The organism is Paenibacillus thalictri (assembly GCF_004307995.1).
GTDB lineage: Bacteria > Bacillota > Bacilli > Paenibacillales > NBRC-103111 > Paenibacillus_AF > Paenibacillus_AF thalictri.
The window spans coordinates 1-12,528 of sequence record NZ_SIRE01000036.1; the positions used below are offsets into that span (position 1 = coordinate 1).

Below are 12,528 nucleotides of genomic sequence, written 5' to 3' on the forward strand. Positions count from 1 at the left end.
TCCCTTTCCTCCTGTATCCCTTGTTGTCTCAGCAACTCCAAGGTTACAGGAAAGTGATGCTCAGGTGGTCATTTTTTTGATGAGCGAACCCCTGCAGGGTGGTCACAATTTAGATTAGCATTCACACTAATGCAAACAAATCCATTGTCGGTTTTGGATCGGGATTCAATTGGAACTGCTCTGGGGCAGAAAAACCAAAGTTGGCCAATCGATCCTTCTTTTCAGTTTTAACTAGACGTTCATAGTGGTTTGGGTCAAACCAAGATATACCAAAATCGCTAACTACAATATCGTTGTTCTCATCTACTAGAATGTTTTGAGGCTTAATGTCTCTATGAACGATGTTGTTCTGATGAATGACCTCTATACAATAAATTAGCTGCTCAATCACATTAGTTAGCTCATTTAATTCAGACAAGTCGTTATGCTTCTTCCATTCGTTTAAAGTGCAAGGGTATTTCTTCATAACCATATATGGAAATGTGCTTTCTTCTATTGTTATCTCTCCGACATGATAAATGGGGACAACAGCTCGTGTTTGGGACAATTTGATAATCTCTCTAACCTCTGTAATGAATCTCAAATATCTTGAGGATTTCTTAGTAGAATCTTCAGCTAGCACCTTAACCGCAACCTCACCACTTCCCCAAACTGCATTGAATACTAATGCATTACCACCCTGACCTATCTCTTTACCAATCTCTATATTGCCTAGAAGCGTTTCAATAACACTATTGCTTTTGAGGAATCTTCGAACACTATTCTTATAGTCATCAGTTGTATCAGCCACACGTATCCCCCCACTCACTTCCAAAGTTTTTGAAGACAATCTCATATATGCTCTCCACGTTTCCTTGATTCAGTTCAATACCAAGGATGTACGATGATCTATTCTTCGTGAACAAATTCATGCCTTCTTACTTAGCTAAAATACTGATCAGTATCCTTCATTATTACTCCGACTTCAGCTTCACTGAATAACTCCCACACCCCAACAGAAGGCTTCAGTTCGCGTACCGTAGCCGAGACAACATTTATGATTCAGCTTTTTTTATTTTCATTCGCAATCTGCAAGCCGCTGGTAATAGCATTCACGTTAATTTGTACACGTAGCAACGTACACTTTGTTCCCCTCGGTTAGCACATATTCTATGATTAGGAGATATACAGCGATCACGCCGACTCCGTCCCCTCAAGTAACTCTAATTGGACTGGTTCGTTGAGTACTTTTTGTACTAAAGTTGAATCCGTATACTCTTTATATCTGTCGCCCAATTGTTCCTTAAGTCGGAATAAGCGTTGTTTCGCAGTCCGTACCAGTTGTCCATATGTCGTTGCTTCAACTCTACCCGTTTCGGGGTTCTCCCCTACTTTGCGTATTCGAGTGTTAGCAATCTTATTATCAATTTTGTGCCCTACAACGAAAGCATTAATAAATGGATTGCCGTCAAGGTAACCTGAATTCAACAAGTCCTCTACATAGTTAAAAGCTTGTGACATCTCATCGCGACCAATGGGAAACCCGCCGCGCTTTAACTCTATAATCAAAATACGCTTCATCTTAAGTAGGGCGCTATTGTCGTCAAATTCTTCTGAGCATACAGCAGATAGTGTAGAGTAGTCCTCAATTACTATAATGTCTGGACGATTGCGTGCATTATAAAAGGCATCTTTACTTGCCTTCTTGTTGAAAAGTTGTTTCATAGCTGTAGTCAAAGAAACATTCGATGTATACAGAGGCGAATCGAATTCAGGACCAAATAACCATCTCGCTTGGAGAACTAGAGGATGGAGTGTCTTTAGCTCATCTGTTGCTGAATCTTCTGAAAATCGCGACAATGCTTCTACCACCAGGAGTCTTTTATCGATCTCATCAAGTACAAACAATGCATCTTTGACGCTCCAATCATCTAACAATTGGTTTAAACCATCGATATCTTCTTCAGACAGCATCGATAGCTTGTGAATCAAACTTGCACCACTACGAGACTTCTCAAGTTGAATGACTGCATGAACAGCTGCGGATAGATGTTCAAGTTGAATTGTTGGATGTTCATCAGTCAGCTGTTCGACAAAATGTGAAACCTCAGATTGACCAAGTGCAGGCAATTGTGATAACTCTGTTCTGTGCTTTTGTAAGACAGCATACCGTGTTTCCGCTATTCTTTCCTTCATTGATTGTCTAAAGTAGGATTCTATATTGGAAGCGACTATCCTGTATACCTCATCGATGATGGGCAACCTCTTAAATGCAGACCAATCTGGTAATACTGCATTAAACAAATCATTCGTTTTTACAACAACAGTATGCCGCTTTGCGAAAGAAGTCCGCCCATCTATAGAATAGTCACCTAGTGTCCAACTTGGTTCACCAACAAGTCTATTACCTACCCAAAAGGCAACTCCATGTTGACGTGATGTTTTAGCCGCCTTAGATGAGTCGATTACCACGATCTCAAGAGAGACTTCTTCGGCTACTATTATTCTTTTAGTATCAATCAGTCCCTTATGTTCCATCATCTCGATAGAACAACCGTTGACTGTGATCTGGAATCTTGGGTCCTGAAGGAATCGAGCTGAGAGCAATTCACGAACCTTTCTAGCGTCAGGTAAATTGCGCTCTACTTTCGTTCTTAATATCGTCCCATGTCCATGTCTGTGTATACGCTCCTCTTTTTTAAGAGTAAAAGGTTGTTGTCCGCTTGAAACTGAAACAACAAACCCAGAACCAACACCACTTTCATGAACAGTTTCAACTAGATACTCATCCGAAAAGCAAAGCATCCCATGCCTGCCGACACCATTTCTTCCGAATGCGCGTCTGAATATCACATCAGCAGATTGTGGGAATTTCACTTGATCTCCCTGATACTTAAGACGATTGTATCCTAGAGTCATCCATCGCTTTCGAAATTCTTCTGGAGTGAGCCCACTGCCATTATCTTCAACACTAATCTCATCAAATAGTTCATTGGGTATCGTTATGTTTACTCGCGATGCACCCGCATCCCATGCATTAGCTACAAGCTCAGTAAGTGCAATATCTGGAGAGTTGGCAAGCGCCCCTAAAGTGCGCACTAAATAATCTTCTTCAAAGAGTGAACCATACAAATAGCTCATCTATTGACCACCACCCCATTTCTAATTATATTGCCCTAGTGTATCTGCATCTAGGATAGTTGCTACAACCCAGAAACTCGTCACCCTGCCTACTTTTCCTCTTTAGCTTTTTTGTACCACACTTACATGTCACAGTTCTGGTGGCCGCGATCTCCTGCTTGATTTTTGCTACCTTTGACTTTGCTGCTGTCTCAGCTCTTTTTTCTATGGAGCATGGTTTATTACTCATCTGCCATTTACCCCATGCTCTTAGCTTTTGCTCAACTAAAGCCCCATGCCAGTAATCAATCTTAAATTGCTTTGCTTCCTTCTTTGCGAGATTCGTTAGATCGGAAGTAGTGACTAAACAGCGTAAGATTGCAATCATGGTTCCTCTTCGCCACTAGAAGCTCATGTACAGTCCACTGTACTAGTTACGACTAACTTCAGACCAACTTCCTCATGCCCAGTATCATTTCTTCAGCTTAATAACTTTGAGAATCACTGCATCAGATCTAGATTCCATGAAACCCCGCTATATGCCCTCAGCCAATTTTCTTAATTTGAGTATTGCGGATTGAGTATTACTCTCTACAAAGGATTCAATATCGGTTACGTCCTCCCTATTGAACTCCCTTGTCTTTACAAAAATAAAAGCTTTTCCCTTATGTATATCAGCGAGTTCAGTACTACCAATAAATATTCTGTGATAAAAAGTACTGCCGTCCTCATAAAGCAATACTCGATGTTCATTACTCCCAGGCATGTTTATTACACAACTTGTATACATCAATCTAATGTCTTCAATTGTCTTAGAATTGTTCAATGCTAATGCTGCCGCTTCGGTATAGAAACCCATAACTTATCTTCTCCCTCATTTGCGTCTTAAATGGCAGCCTCTTGAATCATGTCATCTTAGTTGAAACTCTGCGATCAGTGCTGGCCTCTTAGCTAGCAGATTCTCAAGATGGCTCTCTGGCCACATTTCTATCGCAAGAGCAGAGTCTGATTGATTGTGTCTCTCAATTGAAGCAACGGCATCCGCTGTGAACCTTCCAGAAGTAGCAAACACAACCACATCTATACGCGGTGGCTCCCAAAGTTTGATCTGATCCTTGAGCAAAGCAACGTCGGTAGGAGTAATGCTTTTTGTAAGGTAATGCTTACACTGTAACAGCACTCTGCGTCTAATAACACCGCTCAAACCATCTTTAAGGACTCGTGTTACAGATAAGTCACGTCCTCGATCAGGTGCATTGGTGTGCATTAACCAGTCTGGGTTTTCGTAGCCGTCTTCAGAACTGATAAGGGAATATATCAATCTTTCAAACTCATCTGGAAGTAGCCTATCCCAATTTAGTTTTGTGACAACTGTGCCACTTGGTTTTTCTGCAACAAGATTGGATAGATCTTCAATACCTGTTGGGATTGGATCATTCTGATCGTAAAGACTCTTCATTAACGAGTCTTTTACAGTAGGCCAATCATGTCGGATAATATCTTTTAAGCCACCTAGTTCACCAGTAGAAAGATGTTTTAATAAGTCATTCCAGCGTTGTGGACGGGATACACTACTTCCAAGAAGAGTGTTAAGTTCCCTGACTCTATCATTAAGCTGATTCCATTCATGAGTATCATTAAGCTTTATGTAATCCTCTTCGTTTCCATAAGTCTCCTTTAGCTCAGCCAGAATAACATTTATCTCGTTAAACATCTTAGACACAGCATCTCGTATGAGTTTCCTTCTCTTAAGGTCAAACCTAAACCGATATTCTTTCAGCTCAGTCCCTGGCTCCTCAATCCATTGTTCAATTGAATAAATGGCACTTATCTCATCAATTTCCCTAGCATCAATTCGGTTCTGCAAAATACTGAAAAGATCATATGGCTCCGCGCTTGGTTTCCAATCATCGATCTTAGGAAGATGGCTTAATATATGACTGTAAGAACGGCGAAGATCATCATATTCCATGGGTGATGAATTAATCACCAGACCATCAGATATTATCCCGCGTACTTGTTCCCATATCCGCTCAAGCTTACCTAAGTTAGCTTCTGCCGCTTCAAAAGTACGGATAGCCCTATCTAATGAACTTGAAGATTGACCAACCATCTTTTCCCCCTTGTTTAATCATGATCTAAGTCTTTGCTCTACTGCGTCTTTCTTAGAAGGAAGTGCTAGATCAGATGTAGTGACACGCAACGACAATATGCAATCATGATCGTCTTGGCGACCCCAAGCTCACGCACAGTCATCACTGAAATTAAGTTATGGTCCACCTAGTTCCTAGCTTGAGCAGCGATTTTCTTGCCGCTGCCTCAATAATTACAAGTTCTACTTCACCATTATCGTCTACAACAACTTCTCTCACGTACAACCCTGATCACGAAAGTAAAGTACAATAATCCTCTACAATGCCTTACGATCAACATCAGCTTGAGCCAATCTATTAGCACTGTTCACCAATTCAGGCCAAATGGCATTTCTTCTAACCTTGATTTGATTTGAAATTTGCGTCAACTGTGACTGGCCTGCAAGCAATTCTTGTTCTAGCTTTTTTCTCTTCGCAGCAATTTCACGATCTACGTTAGCTATATCCGATTGAGGTATACCTAGCTTAGGATCAAACACAAAATTTCGTTCTACCCTATTGCGCCACTCGCTTAGCTTCCTTGTATACGATGGTCCAAACCCAGGTACTTGTCTTATCGCATTGACATTAATATCAGCTGCTGTTTCTATACCAAACGATTCAAGCGTGGCTTTTCTACTAGGACCGATACCTTCTATTTTGGCATCTTCAATTCTGAACCGCTGAAGATATGCATACAATTGTCTGTTCTTCTGCGTCGATTCGAGTTTCTTTATCCTCTCGTTCCTCTGACTGACAAGCCCTTGATATTCTCGCCTCGCATTCTCCAGTTCACTCATCTTTTTAGAAAATGCCTCGTATCCTGCTTCCCTCGCCCATCTTGTTGATAACTGATTCCAAGCTTGCTCTGCCTCTTTATACTTTTGGTTTAGTTCTTGCTTCAACTGACTACCGTCACTGTCTCTTAATGCTATTGTAAAAATAAAGCTTGCTAACACTATGAAAATCCATCCAGCAGGGTATAAGAATAACAGCGTTACACCTAGAATCGAAGGAACGACAGATAAGTATTTCTTTCTCTTCCTAGTTCTCGCTTGCACAACTACTGTTTGAGATGGATTTATACCTTTTATCGACACTATAGGTAAAGCAGGAGCCACACCTGGCGAAGAAACTGCTACAATTTGAGCCCATACCGTTTCCAATCTAAACGTACTGAGAGATTGATTGCTCAATGCTACAAGCGTTGGAAAAAGAACCACACCTGTCTTCCCTTCGAGTTCGCACCAAGGACACGAACCTAATATGTTAGGAAAGCTATGCTCTTCTTTGTGAGGGCATCTTTTTATCTGATCAGCCATACTACTAAGGGCTGCAACCCATTCTTTAGCGCTTGGCCTGCGCCCCTGCCCTGTACCTTCTGTAGAGAACGCTCTCTCAAATAAGGTTCCAATATTCGAGGGCATTGCTTTTAATGTGAGTGTGCCTGGAGGAGGCTGCATCATCTTTGCCGCGGCAGAGTTACTGTATGCAAATCTGAATTCCTTAATTGCTTTTTCAATCGGCATATCTCCTGGACCCAGATACCTACCTGAGAACGGATGCCTGCCCATGAATAACAGTAGAAATATAAATACTGCCAAGCCAAAATTATCATGATTGTACGTTCGGTCAACATCCCTAAACGAAGAGATACTCTGAAACTCAGGTGGTTGATACATTGGGATACCAACTTCACACTTGTATTGAGTCCCGTGAGATACAATCTGGAAACTATCGCAATCAACGATCATAACTGTACCCTTATCAGTTACATAAAAGTTCCCGTGATTGACATCACCAATAACATGACCACTTTCATGTACAGTTGCGAATGCACGAGCTAAATTGGCCGCAGTATGAATAAGGAACGGAAACGTCGCCTTAGGAAATTCATTCAGTCTAGTTTTTGGACTATACAAACTATGTATTGCTTTTCCTGCCAACCTAGGCATCAAGAATCCAATGATCTGATTGTTACTATTCCGAAGAACATCTACTGGCCAGGTGGTAAAGCCGAGTAGTGATTCATTCTTCAAGCCAACCATTGTCTTTATTTTCTCTTGCTTTAGCACGCTAATTGATTGATGATAAACTTTTGCAACAACTGTTGAGTCCGATTTCACTTCGTATACGGAGCCTTCTCCACCTCTGCCCAGTTCATCTCCTAGATAGACAGCTCTTCCGTTACCAATGATCGCGCTTGTGACTATCTTCATATATCAACTTTATTCGAAGAGAGGCTTCTTCGTGTAGCCAAAATAAGTGTTTTATCATCATCAGTACGATCATTAATTAGGTTTGACGAAAGGTACGCAGCTAATGATGTCACGAACTTGTCCATTTTCGCTTCTGTTTGTGTCCTAAGCGCATTAAAAAAAGGACGAAAGAATGGTGTATGAGCGCTCTGAGACTGATAATGGAGTGCTAAGCGTTGCAAGCCATCGGTGAAAAGCGAAACCTCATCAGTTACTTTTCCAGTATGGATACTGAACTGCAGCTTTTCTTTTGCCCTTGTTTCCGTTACAAAGTAAGTTGTATTTTCGTATTCACCCTGCTGGGGCCAAAACTCCCAAGTATACGTATCGATATCATCGGGTGAAGCTACAACAATTGCCCCGTCGCCAATCTGGGCAAACACAGCTGTCTCATTAGAAATTACTGTGGAGATAAAAGTACAGGCAAATTCACGGACTGGTAGTTCCATTGCCGTTGCTCTGGCATGTATTTCACTTTGGAACCTCAGTATCCATTCTTCATAAAATTCTTTCGTCAGTTTCTTTATCTCGTTCCCTGTCTCCAAATATGCTCGTAGCTCGTCCACAAACAAAGAACAGGCCAGAGCTGATCCAATGTTTGAGCATTGAGCACTTCCCGCACCATCAGAGGCTATGGCTACCAATACTTGTTCTCCATTCGAGTCATTCAGTACCTCACAAGCAGATGAGTCTTGGCAAGGTTTTCCGCTTTTTTCGTGAGAGGTCCCAATGACAGATACGTTGGCATACCTCCATGTTGCCACTAGATAGTCCCCCAGCCTTCTGGTGTAACTGGATTTTGAAGCTGGACCTGATCTCCTGGTGCTGAATGAGAAACAGAACTCAGTGAATTTGACAACCACGAGAACAAATCTCGGAATCTTAAACCTTTTAGCTTGATTGGATCTCTGACAGAAATTTTACTTAATGTACTAATGTCTGCGTTTTCCACGCCAACTGCAAAGAACATAAATGATTTCGAAGCTTCTCCTTCCTTCACTAATGAAGCAGCTCTTTGCCAATTATCCGTAGGTGCCCCATCTGTGATTAAAAATATCCAAGGGCGGTAGTAAGACACACCATTTTGCTTATATACTTCTTTACGATAATTCAACATGTCTACTGCTTGTTCAATTGCGCCGCCCATAGGTGTATTTCCATTAGCAATTAGTGTGGGTGGATAGTACAAGTCAGGACTTTGAAAATCCGATATAACCTGTACAGGACCAAATCCAACTACAGCTACCTCAACTCTTTTGACTGCCATACTATCTGCCATTAGTTCATCTTTAAATGCGACGAGTCCATTATTTAGCTCGTTTATAGGATTACCATTCATTGAGGCTGATGTATCTAAGAGAAGTATACAAGGGCATCTTGGCTCAGGGTTCTCAGCAAATTCTGCCGCAAAAGGTATTTGATCAAAATCAGACATAGGAGTGACCACCTTTATCAAATATTTATTAGTCTCAACTGGATGAACCTTGACTATGAAATAGATCGTCTGAGCTTATACACATTTACAAAAAGAAGAGTGCGCCATCAGGCAACACCCTTCCTTATGCCTATATTTGATTATAGGTCAAAATGCTTAATATTGGAATATCCTGCCGATTGTTGTTGAAAATCCCTAAAAATACATAGAGATCCGCCAACGGGGCGATTTTGGTCTGGTTTCACGGGTATACTGCCTGCCAAAATCATGCCGACTGTAATGCGGTCTTTCATCTGGTCTTATCTCATCACTGCCAGTGTGGTATGCGCGGTGTCCTGCAATGTACCGAAGTGTCCGAAAGCTTACTGCCATGCGGGTTTTCGGACTTCGGTCTGTCTTTTTGTATCTTTGAATATCCGTCAATAATCTAGGATTCGTGATCATGGATGTGATCACTAGCATTCCTACTGTATGGCTTATTCAGTCTTTCTTAAAGAAAGAACCTATCGAGACTAGATCAGCTAAACTTCTCATTCAATTTAAATACGATTTCACGTAACAACGGCTCAGTTGCACCCAGAACTTCTTGATCTCGCGGAAGTTCTGGTGTTTTAAACCCATGGAAGAGATTACATCTAATAACGTAAAGAAAATCAATCAATGCTTCTAAAAGTTCAATACCAAAACAATCGTTATTGTTGCTTCTAGCGATTGCAATAGAATCAACAAGCTTACTGTATTCTGTTATATTTATCTTGGCCTCCCGTATCCAATCTCGTTCATTGAATATTGGAGCAATACTGAGTAGTTTATCCAACTTAGTAGTATTAAACAATCGAGACCAAGTAGCATACTCAAGCTTCTTAGCACAGTACTTAGCCATACTGCGCTCAGATAAATCTTTGGATTTTTTGCCACTGCTAATCATCTCTGGTCGTAGCGCTTCGTACATAACGTTAAACGCCGACCATAGAGCAGTATAAGAATCAAACAAATCGTTCTGCGGCCGCTCAGCCCTGTTCAGATGCGAGTGAATACGCTGCTGGTCCTCTTCATTCAATAGTACGACCATTTGACACCTCCAATCAATGAAGATACCTACCATCATCTTCGGTAGCTACTAATTCTCGTTTCATACTCCATAAGCTTTTGTTCTGTAACATCCGCACCGCAACCTTGTGCAAAATACCTGATTAATTTATTTATGACCTCAACTGGATCGATCAGTTCTTCAACCTTGGTATCAACCCATGTAAGGATATGATCTCTTTTGTACTTCCATTGATAATTATATCCCCACTCCAAGCCGACTTGAATATTGTCATAAATGAGACCACGGGTCTCCAACCATATACGTAAAGGCCCATAGTAGCCATATTTTTCGTATAATTCATCAAAATATCTTAATGCTGAATACCACAGTTGATATAGTTCGAATATATGAATGGTATACTTGGCCGAAGTCGGGAATGTTTCTGACAATAGAAACTCACCATTTCGAAACAATCTGGTTAGAACCTCTATATTCTGGCCCATCCTTCGTTCTTCAAAGTAATCTACATTTGGTTGAAGAATGTTGGAACCACCGAACATACTAATGTACTTTGAAGTCGTAAGATCTTGTCCACGAATAGTAAGCGTATTTAACAACTCAATCCCAGGGACTACAGGCATTGATAACACTTTCCAACAAGGATATTGTCCATTATTCGTATCCAAGTCCATGTAACGTTGTTTTAGTGTCAGTTGACTATTAGAAGCATCACGGTACATATCCCTTACCTCTGATTCAGTCATTGGGAAGTTGTCCTGATTACGCCGAATGTAGTAGTCCAAGCGCTTTTCCCACACAATAGCATGCGGCCTAAATATACTCTGAGGTACATACACCAACAGATAATATCCACCATCTGTTGCAGGAATGGAATGAAAGTAAACTTCAAGTGCTGGAGAGATATGTGTTCTGACAACTCGATTGGCTATATCGATTAAGGCTGCGTCCCTAATGGGATTAAGACTTGAACCAATAGAACCTAAATCAGGATGTTTGCTTTCCTCTATACCATAAATAATAATACCGCCTGATGAATTTGCTAATGACGTCACATCCTTTAATAGTTCACGACGTTCACGCGGCGGATCGAGCTTTAGTTCTTTTTTATAATCTAGCCTTTGCGTTTCCGCAATTCGTTCGGAACAAAGGTATCGTAAGTCTTCTTCATTCCATACCTCGTACGGCTTTGATATTGGCAGTTGCACTCGAGTTCAATACCTTCCCTTTATATTCCTATTCAATGATTCGTTCAAACAATGATTTTTACAGTCCGTCTTGGGATTCGCTCTACCTAAGCTTTCAAATACATTTCCTTGATTCTATTTTCAGTAAACTTCCAGTTATCAGGTATCTTATCAGTTGTTCCCGCGCCGAACGCCCTATCAGTCCATTCCTTATACTCATACAGAATGGTCTCTCCACGACCATTTGCACTCTTCTTTAGATGGTCTGCAATATCTTGAGGAATAGCAAGATACACTCTCGGCATCTTCTCTATCGGAACATCTTTGAACTGAACGAGACAAACTATCGTGCGCGGCTTATGTTTTCTGCACCAGGCGTCTGCTGCCGCGTAGTAGTTCTTATCAGACATATAAGATTGTGTAAGCCCCCAACCGCCATCTTGACTGCCTTTAACAGAAACCTTAAGCATCTTGTCGCCTTTAGCTACCATCAAGTCGTATTCAGGTTGGTTTGCACCATACTGTACAGAAACATCATATCCAGCTCTTGCAAATAATGCTGCTGCTATAGCCTCCGCTGCTACACTCACCTGCCACTGATTCATACCAATAACTGTTTCAATCTTACCTATGTAAAGCGGTATATCTTTGGAAACAAACTTTCCACCTGGAAGATACAGTGGACCGATAAGCTCTCTAGTCGTAAGTGGATTACCCGTTAGCAAGTTTACAAATGACTGTAATGCTTCTTCATTTTGTTTTGCTTTCTTCGATGGTTTACCAAATGGTACAAACTCATGAATGATAAATATCGCTTGTGCTGCATTCTGATTCTTTGCTTCTATCAGCGTTCCTGCAACCGCATGGATAAGCTGATATCGAAGCAATCTTATATCAGTAGTTCCAAATATCGCAGAAGATAGTTGCTTGATGCGATCAGGTACTTTAGAGTTCGGATTGGATTTTATGCTTTTGGTAACATAATCATCCACGATGTCTCCAAACGTCTCATCGACTTTCGCTTCGACGGCAACTAGCGTTTTCTTCCCGTTCGCATTTCCTATGACAATCATATCGTGATTACGACCGCTGCCTTTGAAATCATCCAGCTTTGTCTCATATTCTGGAACGGCCCATTCTGGTTGAAAGCCATCAACATCTGGCTGTGACATAAACAGATCGGATAAGTCCAAGGGTATCCTCGGCCCATTAGTAGTCATCCATGCTTTAGCGAGTTCCTTTGCGCTGCGCCCATCCTTCCAGTGCAGTTCACCACGGGCTGGTGGTGCAAATGTAAACCAGTCGTCGAGAGAGAGTATAGGATTCCCATTGCTACTAGTAACCTTCATTCGACCACTCCTAACAT

At 41.3% G+C, this 12,528-nt stretch carries 11 protein-coding genes; all 11 read right to left on the minus strand.

The features are described from left to right. Positions 1–121 precede the first annotated feature (121 nt). A complete protein-coding gene (locus EYB31_RS34960) occupies positions 122–835 on the minus strand; it encodes a protein kinase domain-containing protein (RefSeq protein ID WP_131018228.1) in 714 nt (237 codons plus the stop codon). Positions 836–1,173: 338 nt separating this feature from the next. Further along, complete coding sequence (locus tag EYB31_RS34965) at positions 1,174–3,120, minus strand: ATP-binding protein (RefSeq protein WP_131018229.1); 1,947 nt, start codon at positions 3,118–3,120, stop codon at positions 1,174–1,176. Positions 3,121–3,145: 25 nt separating this feature from the next. Continuing rightward, the gene (locus EYB31_RS41630) at positions 3,146–3,487 is read right to left on the minus strand and encodes a topoisomerase DNA-binding C4 zinc finger domain-containing protein (protein ID WP_131018230.1); all 342 of its coding nucleotides are present in this window, start codon (positions 3,485–3,487) and stop codon (positions 3,146–3,148) included. Between the two features lie 147 nt (positions 3,488–3,634). After that, positions 3,635–3,958, minus strand: a complete 324-nt coding sequence (locus EYB31_RS34975; protein ID WP_131018231.1) for a hypothetical protein — start codon at positions 3,956–3,958, stop codon at positions 3,635–3,637. Positions 3,959–4,009: 51 nt separating this feature from the next. Beyond that, on the minus strand, positions 4,010–5,212 hold the full coding sequence (locus EYB31_RS34980; RefSeq protein WP_131018232.1) for a restriction endonuclease: 1,203 nt from the start codon (positions 5,210–5,212) through the stop codon (positions 4,010–4,012). A 297-nt stretch (positions 5,213–5,509) separates the two neighbouring features. Further along, entirely contained in the window at positions 5,510–7,450 is a 1,941-nt protein-coding gene (locus EYB31_RS34985) for a protein kinase domain-containing protein (RefSeq protein WP_131018233.1), read from the minus strand. Continuing rightward, on the minus strand, positions 7,447–8,253 hold the full coding sequence (locus EYB31_RS34990) for a PP2C family serine/threonine-protein phosphatase (RefSeq protein WP_165452780.1): 807 nt from the start codon (positions 8,251–8,253) through the stop codon (positions 7,447–7,449). Before EYB31_RS34990 ends, EYB31_RS34985 begins: the two co-directional genes overlap by 4 nt. After that, positions 8,253–8,924: a vWA domain-containing protein gene (locus EYB31_RS34995; RefSeq protein ID WP_131018235.1), complete on the minus strand. Its 672-nt coding sequence runs from the start codon at positions 8,922–8,924 to the stop codon at positions 8,253–8,255. Before EYB31_RS34995 ends, EYB31_RS34990 begins: the two co-directional genes overlap by 1 nt. A gap of 517 nt (positions 8,925–9,441) precedes the next feature. Further along, positions 9,442–9,996, minus strand: a complete 555-nt coding sequence (locus EYB31_RS35000; RefSeq protein ID WP_131018236.1) for a hypothetical protein — start codon at positions 9,994–9,996, stop codon at positions 9,442–9,444. 32 nt (positions 9,997–10,028) lie between these two features. Further along, the gene (locus EYB31_RS35005; protein ID WP_131018237.1) at positions 10,029–11,183 is read right to left on the minus strand and encodes an AlbA family DNA-binding domain-containing protein; all 1,155 of its coding nucleotides are present in this window, start codon (positions 11,181–11,183) and stop codon (positions 10,029–10,031) included. A gap of 86 nt (positions 11,184–11,269) precedes the next feature. Continuing rightward, positions 11,270–12,511, minus strand: a complete 1,242-nt coding sequence (locus EYB31_RS41110; RefSeq protein ID WP_240763169.1) for a DUF6946 family protein — start codon at positions 12,509–12,511, stop codon at positions 11,270–11,272. Between the last annotated feature and the right edge of the window lie 17 nt (positions 12,512–12,528).